The organism is Enterococcus nangangensis, assembly GCF_005405245.1.
Taxonomy (GTDB): Bacteria; Bacillota; Bacilli; order Lactobacillales; family Enterococcaceae; genus Enterococcus_J; species Enterococcus_J nangangensis.
The window spans coordinates 1-23,971 of the sequence record NZ_BJDR01000027.1; the positions used below are offsets into that span (position 1 = coordinate 1).

Genomic DNA, 23,971 nt, shown 5'->3' on the forward strand with positions numbered 1-23,971 from the left:
CATGTGTTTTCCTCCAAGGTGTTTTTTATTATTGTACACACCTTATTTTTTCTGTCTAGTCTAGTGTAGCCTATCCAACTTTTTCAAACGGACAGCTAGTTTATTCGTAGGGACGCCTATGATTTATTTTGTAGGTATTCCTTGCGAAATATGGATAGAGACAATATTGTGATTATTCATAAAAGACCTCCAGATTTCTTGATAACTCAAGCATATCTGAAGGTCTTCTTTGAGGTGTAAGGTACTATTCTATTGAGTGCTTAGCTTTAAACTTAAGTAAGTGCTAATAAAATTTTCGTAAGGCTACTTTTATAATGTTTGATCAAGCCCTTGGTATTCAAAATAAGAAAATTCTGCAAAGCAACCGGCTTTACGATCCATATCATGACAAGCCAAGCCCACAAAGTTTCCCGTAAAACCGCCAGCTAAAAATAGAACATCTTGAATTTCGCCTAACTGTTTCCAGTTTTCTATATCGCTTCTACGATAATAAAATTTCGCTACCGCTCCATCTACTTCAACTTTTAAGCACAATTCTTCATTGGCTATCGGAACAATCACATCTGATAAAGTAAATATTCCACCAGCAGATTTAGATATTCTCAAAACTTTCCCCAGTTCTTCATCGTGGGTTACATACATATACAAATAATTTCTACTATTTAAGAAAAGAAGAACACCAGCCATTTGGTTATATGTTTGCGGATTAAATGTCATTTTGGTAGTAACGATAAAGTGGAAATCTTTTTGACGAATTGCCAATAAGTGATGTTCAAAAGTAGATTGTGGAGATTCTCCTGAAATAAGTCGCAGATATCCCGGACGACTGGCTAAATCACACCAAGAACTATCTGGCATAATTCTTAAAGCATTCCATTCTGGAAGTAAACTTTCATTAAAGTCATCCAAAAAACCTGTATTAATTTTTTGTTGGTCAGGCTCTAAGGTTTTTACAATAGTTTCTTTTTCTGGTGCCGTAGTACCATTAGCTAAGCGTAACCATCCATCTTCAGTCCAAACTACTTCTTGAATAGCAGTTTCTCGGCCTAAAATAGCAGCTTTTCCTAGTAAAGGCCGCGTACATAAATAAGCAATGTACCAATCTCCAGTAGGGCCTTGAACTAAACTAGCATGTCCTGAACATTGTAATGGTGACTGTGGTTGATCACTTGCTGTTAACATCGGATAGTTAGGATCCAAATCATAAGGACCAGTTATTGTTTTGCTACGACAAATGGTAACAGAATGATCATGACCTGTTCCCCCTTCTGCCGTTATTAAATAATAGTACTCCCCATGACGATAAATATGTGGTGCTTCTGTTTTGGCTAACGATGTACCGTCAAAAATTTTATAAACTTGCCCTACCAAGCTTTCTTTTTGAGCATCATATTCTTGCATCACAATACCTGCTGATTTATTACCGGTCGTCATTCGGTAATCCCAAATCTCATTTAAAAACCATTTGCGACCGTCTTTATCATGAAATAAACTAGGATCAAAACCTGATGAATTCATATATATGGGTTCACTCCACGGACCCGTGATACTAGAGGAAGTAATCAGATAGTTATGGCTATCTTTAAACGGCCGTTGAGTAGACTTTACATCTGTGTAGATGCAGTAAAACAAACCATCTGCATAACTTAATTGTGGAGCCCAAATACTGCAACCTTCCGGATTTCCTTTTAAATTAACTTCATGAGTTAAAATATCTGTTAAATATTGCCAATTGACTAAATCTTTAGAATTATAGACTCTAACACCAGGTAGCCATTCAAAGGAAGATACGGCAATATAATACATATCCCCAACTTTTAAAATATTAGGATCGGGGTTAAACCCACGTAAAATTGGATTTTTTACTTTTGTTTCCCACATAATTACTTTTCCTTTCTTAATAGACAAAAAGCGGTATTCACAAAAAATATAAAGGCTAAAGGATAAGCTAAAGTTTGGCTACCAATTAAAGTAATCAGCCCTGCGAGCAAATAAAAAATGGCGGCTCTTTTTGGATAGCGATTATTATTCACAAAAAGCGTTGCAACAGCGACACAAACTAAAACTAAAACAACGGTAAAACCAAACCAAGCACCTAAAGTTTTTAAAAACTCCATTCCTTCACTTGTTGTTAATTTTTCAAAATTATCTCCCAAAATAGGAAGAACCGTTTCTTTGTATTCAGTTTCATTCATGGCATTAAATACAATAGTAAAGCCACCTAAAAATAAAGTCACTAAGACGGCGCCAACAATCCCTATAATTTTTTCTAGTCTTCTTGTCATCTTGTTTCCTACTTTCTAAACTTCCAACTTAATCCAATGGGGACGAGTTACCTTTGTTACATAATGATTATTTATCTCTCTGAATCGTGCTGTTTTTTTGTTGGCTTCTTTTCCCCACTCATCCCAACCAATCGTCGTTAAGCATTCATCCATAAAACAGTCTTCAAAGTGACTCTCTCCATAAGGACGCCATGGCCGACCTAAGCTATACGGATGTTTTCCATGAATAAAGCAGTGTCTAAAATAAAAACCTTCTTCCCCTTCTATTGTGGAAGGAGCCGTTATAAAATTTGGAGTTGGTGATGTTCGTTTTAAAGATTCAACTTCACAATGAATAAACTTAGCTTTCCCACCACCGAAAATAAAATCAACAGTACCGTTGATATAGCACTCTTCAAAAAGTGCTTCCCCATTTGTAAAAATTCTTTTTTTCCAAGGACTAAGTAATGGCTTACCGTCTTTATTAGTTGGTGGTAATGGACCTATGCACAGAGTATCTTGTTGACCCAATAAACGACAGTTTTTAAAGGAAAGATTTTTCCCCTCTATATATAGAGCAACAGCTTGTCCAACTTCTTCTCCAGGGCCAGCATTATTTTGAATTGTTAAGTTTTCTAAGTGGATATTTCCTCCATTAATAAAAAAAGTAGCCGTTTGAAAAGTCCCTAGTTCACGTCCTGTTTTATCTTTTTCTAGGGCATAACGATTCCCCACAATTTTAACTTCTCCTAGCCCTCTTATAGTGACGTTATCTTTATATAGTCTGACATTTTCTTTATAAATGCCTGCTAAAATGACTATCTCTACATTACCTTCTGGTAGATTTTGAAAAGCAGTGGTTAAGTTAGGAAAATCACAATAAGAGGTATTGCCTACTAATACTTGTTCTATAGGTGTTCTTGTAGAAATTGCTGCCATAACATCCGCATCTCCTTTGTTTCTTGATGGCCCCCCGTCAAACTGTAGCTGACAAAATTTTCAGGGGCCTGTTTTTGAACATAAACTGCTTGTAAAGCCTTTTGCAATTGCGTAACGCCGCTTACAGGACATAACTTATCACCTTTACCAGATAAGCTTAAACGGAGACGTGGCGCAATAAGACTTTGAATTTCAGCGGTGGAAAAATATTGCAACAAACGCGGTACATATAAATAAAAGCCATGGTGACTTAGCGCGCGTTCCGCAATTAAACGTTCAAAGCTAGCCTGGGCGGCGATATCAACACAGAGCTTAATACGTTCATCTAAACTAGCTAACCACCAGCTCATAAAGCCTCCCATGGACATACCAATGGTGGCAATCCGCGCAGTATCTACTTCAGGCCGTTGACACAGATACGTTAAAAAATTTTGACTGTCAAAAAGACGCATGCCCCAAAGAGTGCGACCAGTGAGTAAAAATTCCTTCACTAAATCATTTTCAGCTTTCCCTTGCCGCTCGCCAAAAGAAAAATGATCAATTGCTGCTACTGCATAGCCCATCTTTAGTAAGGTTTCCCCAAAGGACGGTTCTTGTAAGTATGGCGCAGAATGAAAAAGCTCAGACTTGCCATGGAGAAAATCGCCACCGTGGGAATGATTAAAAAGGACCAAGGGGCTCTTACGAGCCCCTTTTGGATAAGCAAAAATGCCTGGCACTGTCTCTAAAGTGTTTAAAGTGAGTTGTAAAGATTCCACTAGGTAACTACCGCAGTCTACTTGCTCTAAAAGCTTTCCAGACACGGTTACCTCATCGCACTGCCCTAGCAGTTCTTTTAAAGCTTCGGGAGTTTTCATCGCTACTGGACACTTTCCACCAATTCTTCGGGTTGGTCAGTATTCACGGACTTACAATGAAGCACTTCTACCTCTTCACAGTGTTCCATGTAAAAAGCAGGACCCACGTGTTGTTCAATCGTCACCCGACTAAATTGAATATTCTTGGCAAAGCCAAGATAAAAACCATGTTTTGCCATAGGTTCTAGGCCAGACATCATGGCCGGCATCCCAGGCTGTGCATCTTGGGCCATAGAAATCGAAATATTTTCAAAAGTAACTTCATCGACGAATTGTTCAGCTAAACCATAAATAAAACCAGCGGCGGCACTCACCTTCCGCGCCGTAATATTGGCAAAGTGAATTCGTCTAAACATCGGCGTTTCTTCCGTAATGGGATAAGGATTTTTATCCCACACATACTTATCTTTACCGCGGGGACCGCAGAAATAATATAAATTAATAATAAACGGACACATCACCCGATCCATCACGATGTTATCAATCCGCACATCTTCCACAACGCCACCACGACCGCGCCGGGATTTCAAACGGACACCGCGATCGGTATCTTGGAAGACACAGTTACTAATGGTAACGTTACGAATATCACCACTCATTTCTGAACCTAAAACAACGGCCCCGTGACCGTGAACCATCGTACAATTAGTAATGGTAATATTTTCACACGGCACGCGTTTAGCTGTATCTTCAGTACCCGCTTTAATCGCGATACAGTCATCCCCAACATCGATACTACAATTGGCAATCCGGACATTTTTACAAGATTCCGGGTCAATTCCATCGGTGTTAGGCGAATCGGCGGGGTTTTTAATATTTAAATTATCCACCGTGACGTTCTCACATAAAATCGGATTAATCGTCCAACTTGGGGAATCAATGATGCTGAAATCTTTTAAGGTTACATGAGAACAAGAGTCAAAGCTAACTAATTTAGGACGCGGATAAGTGAGGTCTTCAATGTGGTTCCGCTGTAAATCCCACCATTTTGCACCGTTTCCGTTTAATAGACCAAAGCCAGTCACCGCAATATTTTTCGCATCTTCGGCGTACAAACAAGAAGCATAGACTTCCCGTTTGACCCCTTCCCAACGCGAAGTAACCACGGGATAATCTGCTTGGTTATCAGAAAACTTCAAGATAGCGCCTGGCGTTAAGTGTAATTCCACATTGTCTTTTAAAATAATAGCTGCCGTGTAAAATTCCCCTGTCGGTACGACTACTCGGCCCCCACCGTTCGTCGTTGCGGCATCGATTGCTTTTTGAATCGCTGCTGTTGCTAAGGAACCATCTGCTTGCGCTCCAAAGTCGGTAATTACATAATCAAACATAATATTCTCCTTTTATAATTGGTTTTCTATGGTTAAAGCAGCCTGTAAAAAGGCACCATATCCTTTAAAGTCATTAGCGATAATCGGTTCACTCATGTAATAGGTAAAACTGCCGTCTCTCTGGTCGGCACCACCAAGGCCCGCTACTTGGCAATTGTGAATCAAATTGATCCAGCCTTCTTTGGTGTAAAGAACAAACTCATCTTGTAAGCCTTGATAGCTTTCCTTAATGAGCGGAATTTCCGTAGCAGGTAAAACATTTAGAACTACGGCTTTTGCGGCGGCGTTCAAAATTAAGGCTGTTGCTGAGGCTTCTAAATAATTACCTTTGCGCGTTCCTTCGTCTAAAACTTGATACCAACATTTGCTAGTAGGATCTTGAACTTTTTTCAACGCTTGCCAGCAATTGGTAAAAAGAGTTGCTAACTGTTGAAACTCGGGACTATCTTTTGGTAGCAAACGTAAAGTATCCACTAACGCTACCACGTACCAGCCCATCGCCCGGCCCCAAAAATGGGGAGCGTGTCCAGTTTGTGGATCGGCCCACGGTTGAATCCGTGCCTCGTCATAGGCGTGATATAAAAGACCCGTTTTGTGATCTAGTGTAGCGTCATAACACAATTGAAATTGTTGCACCACATCGGCTAAACCGCTACCATTTTTAAAGGTTAAAAGGTATTCTGCATAGAAAGGCTCGGCCATGTACAACCCATCTAACCACATTTGGTTAGGGTAAACTTTTTTATGCCAAAAGCCGCCTGCTTGCGTCCGCGGCATCGCTTGTAACTGTTGGTACAACTGGTCCATCGCCTGTTTATACTTTTCTGCTCCCGTTTTTTTATACAAAAGAAACAAGAGCTTGCCATTGTTAATATAATCCAGATTCATGGCCTCATAGTGATAATTTTTAATCGATCCATCGGAAGCGATGTAATAATCCATAGCTTCTTTCAGATACGTGTAGTACTCCTCTTCTCCCGTCAGCTCATACGCTTGTTGGAAACCCATTAAGATAACACCAAAATCGTAAGACCAACTGCCGTGATAATCTTTAGCCATGGGTAAAAAGGGATAACGCTGTGTAAAAGAATGAAATGCTTGTTGCCAAATTGGTTTCACTTTTTAAAAGAACCTCCTATCTTTTTCTTCACAAGTAAGCTTATTCTTTATATAGGCATTCCGTAAATAATCATTTTTTAGTTTTAGTATTTTGTAGGAATTCGCTTTATTAACAACTAAAAAACAATTTTTTTCTTTTTTCTTCAAAAATATGTTAATCGTTACAAGCATAAGCATTTATTACTTTTGTAAACAAGTAATAAATCATCTCCACTTTGTTTAAATGTAGGGAAAAAGTTGATTATTAATTCATCTAAAATAGTGCATAATAGCCTCTACTGTAAAACAGTTAATAAACTTTAAATCAGCTTCATAATGAGATATCTTACTAAATTACGTGAAAAGTTCAAGATTAAAGTTTTCTATACTCTCCAGGCGTCATTCTTTCTTTCTTTTTAAAAAAACGAATAAAATTTTGAGGGTTAGTGTAGCATAAGCGCTGAGAAATCTCTTTAACTGTCATATTTGTCTCCTTAAGCCACCTTTTTGCAACCTCTAAACGATACTGTTGCAGATAATCAATAAAATTTTGTCCAGTTCTTTTTTTAAATAAAGTGCTTAAGTAATTGGGGTTATAGTGCAATTGATCAGCAAGCATCTCTAAAGAAAGATCTTGATCATATTGTTGATGGACTAGATGAATCATTTTATCAGTTAAGGACTGAAGTTCATGATTAGTTCTATCTTGAGTATTATATACCAGCGGTCTGATTAACGATTCCATTAATATATGATAAATTTTTTTACGATTATCAGTATTCAAAATTTCTTTATAAATATTAGCATGATTTAGTAAAGTTTCAAAATCCGTTCCTATTAGTTGTCCTAATTGAATAATGTTATTAGTTAACCTAAAGAGTGCCATTTCTACTAACATGGGATTATTATTTTCAGAAAAAATTTTCCCCAATACACTATTGAAATAAAGTTCAATGTTTTCTTCATTTCCTAATCTAATTGCATCTAAAAGTTTTTCTTCTTCCTCTATTGGGTAACGTATATTGGTATTATCCTTTGCGTGTAATTCAACTTCTCTAAAGAAAATAATTGCTTCTTGTCCAATATTAATTCTAAAGTGAAGTGCTTCTTTAGCAGTTTCAGCCGCAGCCTTCGTAGTTAATAGTTCTTGATACGCATTGGAAATTCCAAAGCTAACTTTTATTCGCAAATATTCTTGCGCTGCAGTTTGGACTTGATTGCAATAGGCCAATACATTTTTTTCAGATTCGTTTGTTGACGATAGAGTTAAAATAGTAGCTTGTGTTTCGGAATTTAAAATTATTGGACGTAACCGTTCATCTGCGGGAATAATTTCTTCTACTAATTTCTCCAAAGCAAGTAAAAAGATATCCCGATTATTTTCCTCGCGGCCAGAAAGATCATCAATTTGAATCAACATCACATAAAAAACTTTATCCGATAATTGATAACCATATTGTGATAAACGTTTAGGCAAATCTTCTTTAAAAACTCGTTGACGGAAAAGGTTTAGTACAAATAGTTGTTCTAGTTCAGGTCTTTGTCGTTGAACATTTAATACTAAATCTGTATTGGCTGAGACAATATCATCAATTTCCATTAAAACTTCATTAATTTCTGAATTTCTACCTTTTCTTTCATTTGGGCGCTCAATTTTTAGGCGATCACGAATAACACGAATTGGTTCAGTAGAACGATCAGCTACGAGGTAAGCAATCATTACTAATAAAGATAATCCCAAAATACTCATGCTTACTAAACCAAATATCAGACTCATCGTTGCTTGTTTTACCACATTACTCCCTAATTTGGCAACATAAATCCAGTCATTATAATTAGAACGACTGAAAGCGTAAATATCTCCGTGTTTTCCAAATATTGTACCCACACGTGTTGTGGTGCCTATCGACATAATCTTTTGCTTTAGGTCTTGATTTACTTCTGAGTCATTATGAAAAAGTAACGTTCCTTCACTATTATAAATATTAAAAAAACCTTTATTATCTTCTCCAACAACTCTCTCTATTACTGATTTATTAATATCCGCAATACCAACTCCCAATCTTGGCGAAGAAAAAGTTGGTAAACTAATAATCATACGAATAGATTCACCTTTGGGAATCCAGAATAAATTTTCATTAGAATTTGTTACTAGTGTTTCAAAAACTTTGGCTTCCTCATCAGTAATATATTTGAGAGATTCGTGATCAGTAATTTTCCAATGTTGAGCTAGGGAAATTAAAGTATAACGAGTGTCTTCAATCCCCATAATGCCAAAATAAGTTAGCTCTGAACGAACTTCCTTGACTTGAGAAAAGTCACGATAATCTAGAGGTGTTTGTAGTAATTTATCAAAATCCCCAGTAGTAGAATACGTTGTAAAGGCATATTCCACTGTCCGTACCCGTTGTTCTAAATTATTTTTTACTTGCCTGGCAAAACTTAAGCGTTCTTCTACTAATTTATCTTTGATATTTTTTGCTGTATCACGATATATATAAATGCTGAAACTCCCAATCAAAAAGATCCCAGCTAATAAAATAGGAATAAAAATACTATAAAAAAAGCTAGTCCGTTTTCTAAACATCTCTCTAATCTCCCTTAAAAAAACACGCTTAATAATTCACATGCTTCATTGTAACCTAAAACTGCAAACGTTACCACTGCTTTTTGCATTAAAAATTTTTCACGTGTGCATCCCATATTCTATTGACTTTCACTAGGGAGAGGAGTATGCTGTAAGCGAAAACAAAAAATGTGTGAGGAGTTCTTCAATGGTAACAATTAAAGATATCGCGAAAGTTGCCGGGGTCTCCCATACCACTGTCTCTCGCGCGTTAAATGACAGTCCCTTAATTAAAACGGCTACCAAAGATAAGATTAAAACGATTGCTGCTGAGATGAATTATGTCCCGAATTTTTCGGCCCGTAGTTTAGTGCAACAAAAATCTTACCGCATTGGTTTGTTCTTTTCTAGTATTCAAGAAGGAACGTCGGCTTCATTTTTAGTGGACGCGATTCGCGGGATTAATGGCACTTTGAGTTCTCGTTATAGTTTAGCAGTCAACGGGATTGATACTTTAGCGAACTACGACAATATCAATCCACAAGTTTACGATGGCATCATTATCATGAGTCAAAGTGATGACGATGATTACTTCATCCAAGTAGTCCGTGAAGCAGGAATTCCTTTTGTTGTTTTAAATCGGCAATTGGATGATGAAAATATTTTAAATGTCACCAGCAACGATTCTTTAGGGGTAGCTGAAGGCATTCGCTATGGCATTAGCCTAGGGCACCGCAAAATTGCTTTGATTGGTGGGAAAGCCGGCTTTCGTTCTAGTATTGAACGGCGCCTAGGTTTTATTGAAGGCGTGACGACCAGTGGCCTCCCGCTCCCCACTGACTATTTAGTAGAAGGCGATTATTCGATTGAAAGTGGACGCGAATGTTGTGAGAAACTTTTGGCTTTAACCAATCCTCCTACTTTAATTTTTTGTGCCAACGATGATATGGCAATTGGCGCGTTAAAAGCTTGTGCTGCCGCACAACTTAAAGTTCCACAAGATGTGGCTATTATGGGCTTTGATAATATTTTATTTTCCCAATACACCAGTCCGGCCCTCACGACAGTTTCAAAACCAATCTACGAAATTTCGCAAACTGGAACTGCGATGCTTTTAGATGCCATTGCCGGTGAAGATATTCAACCGAAACAAAAATTATTACAAACGACTTTAGTTAAACGCGAATCCGTGTAATAACCTCGTTACGAGGTTTAAAATATAAAAATTTGTTAACGTGTGCAACCCACACCAGGAGGAAGTTCATTGAAAAAATTAAACAAAGAGCTACAAGAGTTTACGTTTTATCCAGAAAAAGTCATTCAATTTGGTGAAGGGAACTTTTTACGGGCGTTTGTGGACTGGCAAATTCAACAAATGAATAAAAAAGACTTATTCAATGGTTCTGCCGTTGTCGTACAACCTATCGCGCAAGGACTAGGAAAAATGTTAGCCGAACAAGATTACTTATATACAGTGATTCTTGAAGGCTTACTCAACGGTGAAACCGTCGCCAGTTCAGAAATCATTACGACAGTCAACCGGGTTATCAATCCTTATGAAAGCTATCAAGATTACTTAGCTTTAGCGGAAAACGATGACTTAGAAATCATTTTATCCAACACCACGGAAGCCGGCATTGCCTATCACGCGGGCGATCAGTTAAATGATACGCCACCAACCAGCTTCCCAGCAAAATTAACGGCATTGTTAGCTAAACGGTTTGACTTAGGGAAAAAAGGCTTCACGATTATTCCTTGTGAATTAATTGACCGCAATGGTGAAAAATTAAAAGAAATCGTCTTACGTTATGCTAAAGAATGGAATTTATCGGCTGACTTTACTACTTGGTTGGAAAATGAAAATACTTTCTGCTGCTCTTTAGTCGACCGAATTGTCCCAGGATATCCGAGAGATCGTGCTGCCGAACTTAACGAAAAACACGGCTACGAAGATAACTTAATGGTGAAAGCTGAACCTTTCATGTTATGGGTGATTGAAGGACCAGAAAAAGTTAAAGAAATCTTCCCACTGGCTAAAGCAGGCTTAAACGTGATTGTCACCGATGATATGACGCCTTACCGGGAACGAAAAGTTCACTTATTAAACGGCCCACATACTTGTATGGTACCGATTGCTCGTTTAGCTGGTCTTGAAACCGTGGAAGAAGTCATGTTAGATCCTGATTTTTCAGTGTTGGTGAATAATTTATTCAATCAAGAATTAATTCCTATGCTTTCTTTACCAAAAGATGAATTGGAAGTTTACGCAGAACAAATTAAAGAACGTTTCAAAAATCCATTTGTTCGCCATGAACTTTCCTCTATCGCCTTAAATAGCGTTTCTAAATTTAAAGCGCGGCTTTTACCGATTCTTTTACGTTTTGCTAAAACACAAGGGAAATTACCCCACTACATTACTTTAGCTTTAGCAGCTTTAATTTTAAATTATCGTGGCGACAAATTTGAAGTCCACGACGATGAAGAAGTGATGGCGACTTTTAAAGCAGCTTGGGAAAATCCAGCAACTGTCGCTAGCACGATTTTAAGTAACACCGCTCTTTGGGGTGAAGATTTAACAGCAGTGCCTGGTTTACTAGCGACTGTTGAAAAAGATTTGCAAGGATTAGAAACCACAGGTGCGCTGGCGCTAGTCCAAGCATTTAACCAAGAAGGAGAATAATTTTTATGGAACATCATGCGATTCCACGCTTAATGCGCTTATCTACACGAGATAATGTCGCTGTTGCTTTACAACCTATTACAGCTGGTGAAACCTTGACGATTGATGGTTTCACCGTCACCGCAAGTCAAGATATTCCCCAAGGACACAAAATTGCTTTGACAGCGATTGCCCAAGGAGCAAACGTAGTGAAATATGGCTACCCTATTGGTCACACCTTAACGGACGTTGTCCCTGGTGACTGGCTCCACACCCACAACGTCAAAACAAATCTAGACGGCGAATTGGAATACACGTATCAACCTGATTTACACCAAGTGCACTACGAAAAACGTGACTTGACGTTTAAAGGTTACCGTCGTCCAGATGGCCGAGTAGGGATTCGTAACGACTTATTGATTGTCCCGACTGTCGGTTGTGTCAACGGGATGGCCGAACTCATCTTACGCGCCTTTAAAGAAGAACACCCTGACTTAGGTCCTTTTGATAATATCACGATTTTAAAACACCCTTATGGTTGCTCGCAATTAGGTGAAGACCACGCTAATACGCGGCAAGTTTTAATTGATGCGGTGAAACATCCTAACGCTGGTGGGGTCTTAGTCTTTGGTTTAGGCTGTGAAAACAACACCGTGACCGAATTCAAAGAAAAATTAGGCGAAGTCGACCCTAATCGTGTTAAATTTTTAATCGCCCAAGAAGTTTTTGATGAAGTCGATGCGGGTGTTGATTTATTAAATGAAATTTTAGAAGCCGCTAAAGATGATCACCGGGTAGATGTTCCTTTGGCTGAATTAAATGTCGGCTTGAAATGTGGCGGTTCAGATGGTCTTTCCGGAATTACCGCTAACCCGTTATTAGGAGCTTTCTCTGACTTTTTAATTGCCCAAGGGGGTTCCACCATCTTAACGGAAGTCCCAGAAATGTTTGGGGCGGAACAAGTTTTAATGGCGCGTGCTGAAAACAAAGAAGTCTTTGACGAAATCGTCAACTTGATTAATAACTTTAAACACTACTTCCTATCTTACGGCGAACCTGTTTATGAAAATCCATCTCCAGGAAATAAAGCCGGCGGAATTACAACCTTAGAAGATAAATCCCTTGGTTGTACGCAAAAATCTGGCACTTCACCAGTCATTGACGTCTTACAATACGGTCAAAAATTACGAAAAAAAGGCTTAAGCTTATTACAATCTCCAGGAAATGACTTAGTTGCGGCTTCTGCTTTAGCAAGTTCTGATTGCCACTTAGTTCTTTTCACTACCGGTCGCGGTACTCCTTTTGGCGCGTATGTGCCGACTGTTAAAGTGGCCACCAACAATAATATTTTTGAACGGAAAGGTCATTGGATGGACTTCAATGCTGGTCAATGTTTAGAACGGCCACAAGCTGATGTCTTAGAAGACTTCATTCAAAAAATTATCGCTGTTGCTTCTGGTGAACAAACGTGTAACGAGAAAAATGACGTGCGGGAAGTTGCCATCTTCAAAAACGGCGTTACCTTATAAAGTGTTTTAACGCGGAAGGAGTAGCTGTATCTACTCTTTCCCGTTTTAAATTTTTTTCATTAGTCTTTATCGCTCTGCGCGATAACAATATTAAAAAAGGACGTGTCAAAAAAATGTTTTTAAACGATGACTTTTTACTTTCTACTGATTGGGCGAAAAAATTGTTCCATGATCATGCAGCTAAAATGCCTATCATTGACTACCACTGCCACTTAGTTCCTGAAGAAATTTACGAAAATGGTAACTTTAAAAATATTACCGAAGCTTGGCTAGGGGGCGACCATTACAAATGGCGTTTAATGCGGGCTTGTGGCGTACCTGAAGAAAAAATTACCGGTAACGCTTCTGACTACGATAAATTCGTGGCTTGGTGCCAAACCGTTCCTAAAACAATTGGTAACCCCCTTTACTCTTGGACTCACTTAGAATTGAAACGTTTCTTTGGTTGCGACCTTTTAGTCAACGAAGAAAACGCTAAAGCTATTTGGGACCAATGTAATGAAGTTTTAGCTAGCGATGCTTTCAAACGTCGGAACATCATTGCTAATTCTAATGTAAAAGTCGTTTGCACGACGGATGATCCAGCGGATGATTTACATTTCCACAAATTAATTAAGGACGTTGAAGATCGTTTCAAAGTCTTACCTTCTTACCGTCCCGATAAAGCCTTAAACATTGAAAAACCTGATTTTGCCGCTTACGTTAAACATTTAGCTGAAGCTGAGGAAACAGATATCACCACTTATGCAGAAATGATTGCGGCTCTCGGTAGTCGGGTGGATTATTTCCACGCTTTAGGCGGTCGTTTATCAGACCACGCTTTAGATGTTTTAATCTACGCTGAAGCCGACGAAGATACCTTAGAAGCAACTTTTGCCAAAGCCTTGAAAGGTGAAGCTTTAAGCCAAGATGAAATCAACGCTTATAAATCAGAAACCTTAGTCCGTTTGTTCCACTTCTACAAAGAGCATAACTGGACAATGCAATTACACATCCATGCTTACCGCAACTGCAACACTAACATGTTTAACAAATTAGGACCGGATACTGGTTATGATGGTGTCAATGACTTAAACATCACGATTCCATTGCAACAATTGTTGGACCGTGCTGAAAAAGCCGACGACCTTCCACAAACGATTCTTTACTCCTTAAATCCTAACGACTTCCCAGCTTTAGTCGCTTTAATGGGCTGCTTCCAAAAAGAAAGTGCTGGCAAGATTCAATTAGGTTCTGGTTGGTGGTTTAACGATACTCGGGCTGGCATGCGCAATCAATTAACTCAATTTGCTGATGGTTCAGTCTTCCATAACTTTGTCGGAATGTTAACCGACTCCCGTAGCTTCTTATCTTATACGCGTCATGAGTACTTCCGCCGTGTCCTATGCGAATTTGTCGGCGAAATTGTCCAACGTGGCGAAGCTCCTGAAGATGAAAAACTTTTAGGTGATTTAGTCGAAGCAATTTCTTACAACAACGCAAACGAATACTTCAAATTCTAAAAAAGAAAGTTGGTTGACCAGTGGAATTTATTGATGATGACTTCGCTAGTTTGACTAGCGGTATGTCGCCTGCGGTCTCCTCTTTTCACTATCGTTTTTTAGACGAGGAAAAAAAGCCCTTCCTACTGGTTTTACCAGGGGGAGGGTATTGTCATATTTCCGGTGAAAAAGAAGGACGCGTGATTGCTGAGTGGGCGGAAAGTTTAGGCTTTCATGCCGGCATTTTAAGCTATCAAGTACAGCCCGTAGAAAAAGAAAAATTATTGCAAGAACTTGAAAAAATAAAAAAATTTTTACAAGCTGAAGAAAAAATCGACCAAATTTTTGTGATGGGCTTTTCAGCAGGTGCCCATCTAGCCGGACTATTTAGTTGTTTAGGAGAACCGGTAGTCGCGGGGATGATTTTAGCTTATCCTGTGGTTACCTTTGAACAAGACTGCCGTCATCAAGGTTCAGCTGAAAACTTTTTAGGCCCTGATTATACGCCAGCAAATTGTCACACCTACTCCCTCGAAAATTTAGTGACAGCTACTACGCCACCTGCTTTCATCTGGCATACAGCAGAGGACGGCTCAGTACCGGTTAAAAACAGTCTGCTTTTAGCAGCCAGTTTAGCCCAACAGCAAATTCCTTTTGATCTGCATATTTTCCCTGAAGGCCATCATGGTCTTGGCATGCTACAAGGAACAGCCCATACGCGCCAGTGGATTAAACTTTTAGAACACTGGCTGCAAGAACAACGCAAATAATTTATTTAGGAGGCTTCCATGATTCCAATAAATCTCGGGATGCGGGCCCATGACCTCGTGGCCAAAGATCGCATCGAATTAGCTAGCAAACTCCAACAGTACGGTTTAACTAATATTCAATTGGCCGTCAAAAAATCTTTTCCCGAACTTGCCCCTTCCCTACAACAGATTACCCATGGCACCGCCAGCTATTTAGGCGATTACTTAAAAAGCCAAGGCATTAAAATCTCCATTTTAGGTGCTTATGTCAATATTGCTAGTTTCAATGATCAAGTACGTAACGAAGCGATTGCTAGTTTTTGTCATCACTTAACTTTAGCACGGGACTTTGGCTGTACTGTGGTGGGTACCGAAACAGGTAATGTCGCAGGCAGTGGCTATTCGGTAGAAAACTTTACCGAAACAGCTTACCTCAGAGTACGAGATGCCGTCATCCAAATGGTCACCGCCGCTGAAAAACTCGGGGCGCTAGTGGGCATCGAACCTTGTCTCAATGCCCCACTTTACACGTGGCAACAAGCTAAACGTCTCTTAAGCGAAGTACAGTCCCCCAACTTAAAAATTATTTTAGACGCCGCTAATTTGATGCGTCCTGATAACTACCAAGACCAAGTGAAAGTAACTTACGAGGCTTTAGACGCTCTGCAAGATGATATTGTGGCTTTTCACCTGAAAGACTTTATCGTAGAAAATGGCCACATTAAAATTGTTCCGGTGGGCACAGGCTTAATGGATTACACCGATTTATTAAAGTTTGCCAAGTATCAACGTCCCCTCTTACCCACTTCTTTGGAAGCGGTGAAAGAAGAGCACTTAGCTCAGAGCATTGCCTTTTTACAAGCAGAATACGCTCGTCTTTAACGAGTTTTTGACTACGGCTATCAATCAAGTGCCGTAGTCTTTTTTTATCAAAAAAGACTGACACCTCTCCCAAAGAAGAAGTGTCAGCCTGACGTCGGGACACGCAAAAGAATACATTCTTTTGACTATTGAAGCGTTAAAAACTTATTTTTTTAAATTGTAGAAGGATTTGATACCTTTGTATTCAGCAACATCACCTAATTGGTCTTCAATCCGTAATAATTGATTGTATTTAGCAATCCGGTCAGTCCGAGATAAAGAACCAGTTTTGATTTGGCCAGCGTTAGTTGCCACAGCGATGTCGGCAATTGTGGAATCTTCTGTTTCACCAGAACGGTGAGAAACAACAGCAGTGTAGCCAGCTTCTTTAGCCATTTCAATTGCGTTGAATGTTTCAGTTAAAGTACCGATTTGGTTAACTTTAATTAAGATAGAGTTAGCAACGCCCATTTCAATCCCTTTAGAAAGGATTTCAGTGTTGGTTACAAACAAGTCATCCCCTACTAATTGAACTTTTTTGCCTAAGCGTTCAGTAAGAGCAACCCAACCTTCCCAGTCATTTTCATCCATACCATCTTCGATAGTGATGATTGGGTATTTGTTAACTAATTCTTCCAAGTAATCTACTTGTTCAGCGGCAGTGCGTTTAGCAGCATTTTCGCCTTCGAATTTAGTATAGTCATAGATTCCGTCTTCGTAAAATTCAGAAGAAGCACAGTCTAAACCAATCATAACGTCTTTTCCTGGTTCTAAGTTAGCTGCTTTAATAGCAGAAAGGATGGTTTCAATAGCATCTTCAGTTCCGTCAAAACGAGGTGCAAAACCACCTTCATCCCCAACAGAAGTTTCTAAGCCACGTTTAGCTAAGATCGATTTCAAAGCGTGGAATGTTTCAGCGCCCCAACGTAATGCTTCTTTAAATGTTGGTGCACCAACAGGCATAATCATGAATTCTTGGAAAGCGATTGGCGCATCAGAGTGCGAACCACCGTTAACAATGTTCATCATTGGTGTTGGTAAAACTTTAGTATTGAAGCCGCCTAAGTAGTGGTACAAAGGAACTTCCAAGTAATCAGCGGCAGCACGCGCTACGGCAATAGAAACACCTAAAATAGCGTTAGCCCCTAATTTACCTTTATTAGGAGTGCCATCTAATTCGATCATGGCTTTATCAATCGCCATTTGGTCGCGAACATCGTAACCAATGATTGCTTCAGCGATGATGTTGTTTACGTTATCTACAGCTTTTTGGACCCCTTTACCGCCATAACGAGCTTTGTCGCCGTCACGCAATTCAACAGCTTCGTGTTCACCAGTAGAAGCGCCGGATGGTACTAAACCACGACCAAATGCGCCGCTTTCCGTGTAAACTTCAACTTCAATTGTTGGATTGCCGCGGGAATCAAGGATTTCGCGAGCGTATACGTCAGTAATAATTGACATTTCAAAATCTCTCCTTTGAGTTTTGTTTATTTTAAGGGGAATCCCTTATCTCTAATGATAAATTTTTTGCACAGGAAATGCAATGGAAATAGTAACTATTTCACTGCTTCCAATAATTCTAAGAAAGAATCAGCTTGTAAAGAAGCTCCACCAACTAAAGCACCGTCAATATTAACTTTAGCCATGTATTCTTTAATGTTGCCTGGTTTTACTGAGCCACCGTATTGGATACGTACAGCGTCCGCTACGTCTTGACCGTAAAGTTCGGCAACTGTTTGCCGTACTAAGCCACATGTTTCATCAGCATTTTCAGCGCTGGAAGATTTACCAGTTCCAATAGCCCAGATTGGTTCATAAGCGATGACTAAGCTAGATACTTGCCCTGCTGTTAAATCTTTTAAAGCGCCTTTAATTTGGCCAGAAATCCATTCAGCAGTGATGCCTGCTTCACGTTGTTCTAACGTTTCACCACAGCAAATGATTGGTAACATGCCATTAGCAAAAATTGCTTTGGCTTTTTTGTTGATTTCTTCATCTGTTTCGTGGAAGTATTCCCGACGTTCAGAGTGACCAATAATTACGTAGTCAACGCCTAAATCGTTTAAAGCTTTAGGTGAAGTTTCACCAGTGAAAGCTCCTTCGTTTTCCCAGAAACAGTTTTGAGCTGAAATTTTTAAATCTGTGCCTTTAGCACTAGCTACTAATTCTTGTAAGAATAAAGTAGGAGCACCAATGACAGAATCGACTAAGTCGCTAGCTGGTAAATTATTTTTTACAGCTTCAGCAAAGTCTTTGGCTTCGCTAGCTGTTTTATTCATCTTCCAGTTACCGGCAATAATTGGTTTACGCATAAATGGAATCCTCTTTTCTTATTTGTCAGAAATTGCTGCTAAACCTGGTAATACTTTACCTTCTAACATTTCCATGGAAGCACCGCCACCAGTTGAAATGTGGGTGAATTTGTCAGCAAAGCCTAATTGAATAGCGGCAGCCGCTGAATCCCCACCACCAATGATAGTTGTAGCTCCTTCAAGGTTAGCAATGGCTTCACAAACGCCAATCGTACCGCGGGCGAAGTTGCTCATTTCAAAGACACCCATTGGTCCGTTCCAAACAACAGTTTTAGCGCCAGCTAATTCTTGCGCGAATAAGGCGATGGTTTCAGGACCGATGTCTAAACCTAATTGACCTTCTGGTACATCCCAAGGGTGTTCTTCAGTTGGCACGTCGTTAGAGAAAGACCCAGCTGTGATGGAATCCACTGGTAAGACTAATTTGTCGCCAGCTTTGGCAATAATTTCTTTCGCTAATTCAATTTTATCTTCTTCTACTAAAGAGTTCCCGATTTCGATGCCTTTAGCTTTGTAGAAAGTATAGGTCATCCCACCACCGATTAAAATCTTGTCAGCTTTGGCGATTAAGTTTTCAATGACACCAATTTTATCAGAAACTTTTGCTCCACCTAAGATAGCTACGAAAGGACGTTTTGGTTCTTCCACAGCATCCCCAATGAAAGTAATTTCTTTTTCCATTAAGAAGCCAGCAGCAGATGGTAAGTTAGAAGCAATTCCCACGTTAGAAGCGTGAGCCCGGTGTGCGGTACCAAAAGCGTCATTGACAAAAACATCCCCTAAAGAGGCCCAATATTTACCTAATTCAGGATCATTTTTTGATTCTTTTTTGCCGTCAATGTCTTCAAAACGTGTGTTTTCGAAAACTAAAACATCGCCATCTTGCATTTTGTTAATGGCTGCTTCTAATTCTGCGCCACGAGTTTGGGGCACAAAGACGACTGGTTTACCTAAAAGTTCGCTTAAACGTTCAGCGACTGGTTTTAAAGATTTGCCAGCTTTGTCTTCTTCTGTTTTCACCCGACCTAAGTGGGAGAAGAGAATCGCTTTGCCGCCATTTTCAGTAATGAATTTAATCGTTGGTAAAGCTGCGACAATCCGGTTGTCATTAGTGATGACGCCGTCTTTAATCGGCACATTAAAGTCGACCCGTACCAGCACTTTTTTATCTTTTAATTCGCCACGTTCTTGCAAATCTTTGACTGTTACTTTTGCCATGAAACTTGTCCTCCTTTATTAAAAAAAGCGGGAAGCGACAAGCCTTCCCGCTTTTAGTTAAACTACATTAAGTTAATACAAAAGACTAACTCTTATAATTTAGCGAAGTATTCTAAAGTACGAACTAATTGAGCAGTGTAGCTCATTTCGTTGTCATACCAAGCAACAGTTTTCACTAATTGTTTGTCGCCAACAGTCATTACTTTAGTTAAAGTTTCGTCAAATAATGAACCGTAAGTCATGCCTACGATATCAGAAGAAACGATTGGGTCAACGTTGTAACCATAAGATTCGTTAGAAGCAGCTTTCATTGCAGCGTTAACTTCTTCAACAGTAACTGTTTTGTCTAAAACAGAAACTAATTCAGTTAAAGAACCAGTTGGAACAGGAACACGTTGAGCAGCTCCATCTAATTTACCTTTTAATTCAGGGATTACAAGACCGATAGCTTTAGCGGCACCAGTTGTGTTAGGCACAATGTTAGCAGCTGCAGCACGGGCACGACGTAAGTCACCTTTTTTGTGAGGAGCATCTAATGTGTTTTGGTCACCAGTGTAAGCATGGATAGTTGTCATTAAACCTTCAACAATACCGAAGTTGTCGTTTAATGCTTTAGCCATAGGAGCTAAACAGTTGGTAGTACAAGAAGCACCAGAAATAACTGTTTCATCACCAGTTAAAGTGTCATGGTTAACGTTATAAACGATTGTTGGAACATCGTTACCACCAGGAGCGGAGATAACAACACGTTTAGCGCCACCTTTTAAGTGTTTTTCAGCTTTTTCTTTAGAAGTGAAGAAACCAGTACATTCAAGCACGATTTCAACTCCTAATTCGCCCCAAGGTAATTCTTCAGGGTTTGGATTAGCTAAAACTTTAACATCTTTACCATTTACAGTGAAGTATCCATCATGGACTTCAACGGTTCCGTTGAAACGACCTTGAGTTGTGTCATATTTTAAAAGATGAGCTAATTGTGCAGCATCAGTTAAATCGTTGATGGCAACAACTTCAATTCCTTCAACTTCTTGGATACGGCGGAATGCTAAGCGTCCGATACGTCCGAAACCGTTAATACCTACTTTTACTGTCATGTGTAGATTTCCTCCTTTAGAAAATCAGAAAAATTTTTATTTTAAAGGGTTTCCCCTTTTAAAATCTCGTTAGCACATGCCATGTCCGTGACTAAGCATGTTTGTTTAGGTGCATTTTTTAGATAGGCTTTCACGGCCTTACCTTTGGACTTGCCCCCCGCAACCGCAATGACTAATGGAATTTCCTCTAGATCATGAAGCTGCAGACCAATTCTAGGAATTTTATACACGACGTCGCCTACTTCATTAAAGAAATAGCCAAACGTTTCCCCTACTGCGTGTTTTTCTTTCAGCATGGAAAGCTCTTGATCAGACATTTTGCGTCGCGCTGCCATATGAAGCGCTCTACCAATACTATATATGACGCAGTCGGATTTTTCAATTAATTGCACTACCTCTTGTACTGCCGGCTCTTGGAGTAAAGACTTATAAGTCTCGGGACTCACACGCTCAGGTACATATAGGGCACGATAATGGCCTTTGGTTTTTTGTGCCATCACTGATGAAATTGCATTGGCTTGAATATTCACGGTCTCGCCAATCCCACCACGAGCTGGAACAAAAACATTGTGTCGTTCATGCTCTAAAGGCAACATATGTGAAGCAACAGTGGCCATAGTTGTGCCACCCATTACCGCGATAATGTTGTTTTTGTGGGGCAGATGTTCATCTAAAAGTTGACTAACAATTTTCCCAAACTCGGCTAAAATTTGTTTTTCTGTATCCGCATTACCCGCAATGACAATACACTCGCGAATTCCAAAAAGTTTTTGAATTCGGCGTTGAATTTGATTGTGGCCGCCGATGGCATCCACCAATTGACTCAAACCTTCCACCACGGCTAAACCTTCTGGCGTTAAGTGCATACCGCTTTTAGAAACTACTAACAAATTTTGTTGCCGTAAATCATCTGTATCGGTGCGCAGACTTCGTTCAGACACACCTAACTTCTCAGCTAAAGTGCGACGTCCCACCGGCTGCATCCAAAAGATATTACGCAAAATTTGATAACGTTCTAAAATGCTTTTTGTCATTTCTGGGGCAAGGGATTCTAGCAACTTCCACTCTTGCTCCATGAGAGCCTCCTTTGTTGGACGTTTTGTGACCAACCCAGACTGATAACGACCCATGTCTTGCAAAAAAAAGGCAAGGTTGGAAAAAATTTCTTTTTCGCAAACAACCCTACGACGTAATATTAGCATTTTTTCACAACCCTGACAAGGGAAAAGCCATCATTCCTCCGTGAATTTTGGCTAATTTATTTTCAAAGCGTTTTCTTTTTTCCGCAATAAAAAAAGCCAGCCTTGCTGGTTCATTGTTTGGCGACTGCTTTCAGACTAACTAAAAGTAACGTTTCTTTTTCACTAAGTCCCTACTCTTTTTTCTTGCCGTCAGTAAAAAACTCCAGAAAATTTTTTTGTCTCGTAAAATATGGTATACTTTTCAGGGGACAACGCTGATGGAAAATTTTTTTTCAACGGCAAAAACAAAAAAAGATGTCACAATGACATCTTTTTATAACGCGTCCTGAGGGAATCGAACCCCCGTCTCAAGAACCGGAATCTTACGTGATATCCACTACACTAAGGACGCAAGCACATTTATTAATGTACTCTATTTTCGCAAAAAATACAAGTCTAAATTTCAAAAAAATTGAAGGAGGATAAATTGTGGAACAAGGTTTAAAATTAAACGTCAGCCAGAAACAAACGCAAAAGTTGGCCTTAACCCAACAAATGCAGCAAGCCATCGCGATTTTACAAAAAAATCAAGAAGAGCTCGCCGCCTTCATCATGGATAAAGCGAACGAAAATCCATTGCTTGAAGTCAGCACTAGTCTTGCTCCCGTCACAAATGACTATCGTCCCACTAACGGTAGTAACGCCCGTAGCTTTGAAGTCGGGATGGTCCCTACCCCTGATCATTACACTTCGTTGTTTGAATATTTATTAGACCAAGTCCATTTAAACTATCGTGATACTCCAATTCGTAAGATGATGCTTTTTTTAGTCGAGTTTATGGATGAAAATGGCTACCTGACAATTTCTTTGGCTGAGGCTGCCACTAAAGCTGGCGTTACCGACATCATCGCCTTAGATGCCTTAACGCTAATCCAGCAATTAGATCCGGCAGGTATCGGTGCTCGTAATTTGCAAGAGTGTTTACTCCTGCAAATTGAACGAGATCCAGAAGCCCCGCCTTTAGCTTATATTGTCGTAGAAGAACATTTTGAAAACTTAGCGGATCGGCACTGGTTGGAAATTGCGCAGCACTATCAAGTTGATTTAGCCGAGATTCAAAAAATTATGGACTATATTCAAACGCTCTCTCCTGCCCCTGGAGCACATTTTGGTCAAATTGACGATCAGTTTATTATTCCTGAACTGGAAGTCACTCAAGAGGATGGCCAGCTGACTTTGCAATACTTACAAACGGGCTTACCAAAATTAAAATTTCAAAGTAACTACTTTGAAAAAATGACGGCGACCGGTGACCCAGAAGTCTTGGCCTATTTAACCAACAAGAAAAAAGAATATGATTGGCTGACAAAAACCTTAGAACAGCGACGGAATACGATTGCTGAAGTAGGTCGAGCCATTGTCTTGGCGCAGCAAGATTTCTTCATCAAAAACGAACATCCTTTAAAACCTTTAACCTTAAAACAAATTGCCAATACCGTTGGCATTCACGAATCTACTGTCTCTCGCGCTGTGAATGGTAAATATTTAAAAACAAATTTTGGTATTTTTGAACTACGCACTTTCTTTGTTTCGGCAATTGCAGGGCAAAGCACTTCTAACCAAGAAATCAAAAAACGTTTAATTGAAATTATTCAAGGAGAAAACAAACAAAAACCTTTCTCCGATCAAAAATTAAGTGAGCTTTTAAGTGCTGAAGATATTGAAATTTCTCGCCGTACAGTCGCCAAGTATCGCGAAAGTTTGGGGATTCCTAGCACCAGTAAACGAAAACGTTTTTATTAAAACCACAAAACCTGACCAACAGCAGC

19 protein-coding genes and 1 tRNA gene are annotated in these 23,971 nt (G+C 39.5%); 7 read left to right on the forward strand and 13 right to left on the reverse strand.

Features of this window, described 5'->3' with window-relative positions:
- Nucleotides 1-309: 309 nt before the first annotated feature.
- From FFM57_RS08320 to FFM57_RS08350, 7 genes are all read right to left on the reverse strand, one after another.
- Nucleotides 310-1,881 carry a glycoside hydrolase family 43 protein gene (locus FFM57_RS08320; RefSeq protein ID WP_137600057.1) on the reverse strand — a complete coding sequence of 524 codons (1,572 nt, stop codon included), beginning with the start codon at nt 1,879-1,881 and terminating at the stop codon, nt 310-312.
- A 2-nt stretch (nt 1,882-1,883) separates the two neighbouring features.
- Nucleotides 1,884-2,285: a DUF4064 domain-containing protein gene (locus FFM57_RS08325; RefSeq protein WP_137600058.1), complete on the reverse strand. Its 402-nt coding sequence runs from the start codon at nt 2,283-2,285 to the stop codon at nt 1,884-1,886.
- A gap of 15 nt (nt 2,286-2,300) precedes the next feature.
- Complete coding sequence (locus tag FFM57_RS08330) at nt 2,301-3,203, reverse strand: pectinesterase family protein (RefSeq protein ID WP_137600059.1); 903 nt, start codon at nt 3,201-3,203, stop codon at nt 2,301-2,303.
- On the reverse strand, nt 3,173-4,060 hold the full coding sequence (locus FFM57_RS08335) for an alpha/beta hydrolase family protein (protein ID WP_170999944.1): 888 nt from the start codon (nt 4,058-4,060) through the stop codon (nt 3,173-3,175). Before FFM57_RS08335 ends, FFM57_RS08330 begins: the two co-directional genes overlap by 31 nt.
- Before the next feature lie 2 nt (nt 4,061-4,062).
- On the reverse strand, nt 4,063-5,391 hold the full coding sequence (locus FFM57_RS08340) for a glycoside hydrolase family 28 protein (protein WP_137600060.1): 1,329 nt from the start codon (nt 5,389-5,391) through the stop codon (nt 4,063-4,065).
- A gap of 12 nt (nt 5,392-5,403) precedes the next feature.
- On the reverse strand, nt 5,404-6,510 hold the full coding sequence (locus tag FFM57_RS08345; protein ID WP_170999945.1) for a glycoside hydrolase family 88/105 protein: 1,107 nt from the start codon (nt 6,508-6,510) through the stop codon (nt 5,404-5,406).
- Between the two features lie 352 nt (nt 6,511-6,862).
- Entirely contained in the window at nt 6,863-9,076 is a 2,214-nt protein-coding gene (locus FFM57_RS08350; RefSeq protein ID WP_137600061.1) for an AraC family transcriptional regulator, read from the reverse strand.
- A 187-nt stretch (nt 9,077-9,263) separates the two neighbouring features.
- Here FFM57_RS08350 and FFM57_RS08355 point away from each other — a divergent pair, with 187 nt between their 5' ends.
- The 6 genes from FFM57_RS08355 to FFM57_RS08380 all read left to right on the forward strand — a co-directional run bounded on the left by FFM57_RS08355 (nt 9,264) and on the right by FFM57_RS08380 (nt 16,355).
- Nucleotides 9,264-10,250 (forward strand): LacI family DNA-binding transcriptional regulator, encoded by a 987-nt coding sequence (locus tag FFM57_RS08355; RefSeq protein WP_137600062.1) that lies wholly within the window; start codon nt 9,264-9,266, stop codon nt 10,248-10,250.
- A 69-nt stretch (nt 10,251-10,319) separates the two neighbouring features.
- Entirely contained in the window at nt 10,320-11,735 is a 1,416-nt protein-coding gene (locus FFM57_RS08360) for a tagaturonate reductase (RefSeq protein ID WP_137600063.1), read from the forward strand.
- A gap of 5 nt (nt 11,736-11,740) precedes the next feature.
- Nucleotides 11,741-13,243: a UxaA family hydrolase gene (locus tag FFM57_RS08365; RefSeq protein WP_212741496.1), complete on the forward strand. Its 1,503-nt coding sequence runs from the start codon at nt 11,741-11,743 to the stop codon at nt 13,241-13,243.
- A 113-nt stretch (nt 13,244-13,356) separates the two neighbouring features.
- Complete coding sequence (gene uxaC / locus FFM57_RS08370; RefSeq protein WP_137600064.1) at nt 13,357-14,745, forward strand: glucuronate isomerase; 1,389 nt, start codon at nt 13,357-13,359, stop codon at nt 14,743-14,745.
- A gap of 20 nt (nt 14,746-14,765) precedes the next feature.
- Nucleotides 14,766-15,494, forward strand: a complete 729-nt coding sequence (locus tag FFM57_RS08375) for an alpha/beta hydrolase (protein ID WP_137600065.1) — start codon at nt 14,766-14,768, stop codon at nt 15,492-15,494.
- A gap of 18 nt (nt 15,495-15,512) precedes the next feature.
- Complete coding sequence (locus FFM57_RS08380) at nt 15,513-16,355, forward strand: sugar phosphate isomerase/epimerase family protein (RefSeq protein WP_137600066.1); 843 nt, start codon at nt 15,513-15,515, stop codon at nt 16,353-16,355.
- Between the two features lie 144 nt (nt 16,356-16,499).
- Here FFM57_RS08380 and eno read toward each other — a convergent pair whose 3' ends face one another.
- The 6 genes from eno to FFM57_RS08410 form a co-directional block, all read right to left on the reverse strand.
- The gene (gene eno / locus FFM57_RS08385) at nt 16,500-17,798 is read right to left on the reverse strand and encodes a surface-displayed alpha-enolase (RefSeq protein WP_137600067.1); all 1,299 of its coding nucleotides are present in this window, start codon (nt 17,796-17,798) and stop codon (nt 16,500-16,502) included.
- 95 nt (nt 17,799-17,893) lie between these two features.
- A complete protein-coding gene (gene tpiA / locus FFM57_RS08390; protein WP_137600068.1) occupies nt 17,894-18,649 on the reverse strand; it encodes a triose-phosphate isomerase in 756 nt (251 codons plus the stop codon).
- 18 nt (nt 18,650-18,667) lie between these two features.
- Nucleotides 18,668-19,867 (reverse strand): phosphoglycerate kinase, encoded by a 1,200-nt coding sequence (locus tag FFM57_RS08395; protein ID WP_137600069.1) that lies wholly within the window; start codon nt 19,865-19,867, stop codon nt 18,668-18,670.
- Nucleotides 19,868-19,959: 92 nt separating this feature from the next.
- Complete coding sequence (gene gap / locus FFM57_RS08400; RefSeq protein WP_137600070.1) at nt 19,960-20,961, reverse strand: type I glyceraldehyde-3-phosphate dehydrogenase; 1,002 nt, start codon at nt 20,959-20,961, stop codon at nt 19,960-19,962.
- Nucleotides 20,962-21,002: 41 nt separating this feature from the next.
- A complete protein-coding gene (locus FFM57_RS08405) occupies nt 21,003-22,037 on the reverse strand; it encodes a sugar-binding transcriptional regulator (RefSeq protein ID WP_137600071.1) in 1,035 nt (344 codons plus the stop codon).
- 445 nt (nt 22,038-22,482) lie between these two features.
- Nucleotides 22,483-22,554: transfer RNA gene (locus FFM57_RS08410), tRNA-Arg, on the reverse strand.
- A gap of 77 nt (nt 22,555-22,631) precedes the next feature.
- Here FFM57_RS08410 and rpoN point away from each other — a divergent pair.
- Complete coding sequence (gene rpoN / locus FFM57_RS08415) at nt 22,632-23,945, forward strand: RNA polymerase factor sigma-54 (protein ID WP_246023473.1); 1,314 nt, start codon at nt 22,632-22,634, stop codon at nt 23,943-23,945.
- Nucleotides 23,946-23,971 lie beyond the last annotated feature (26 nt).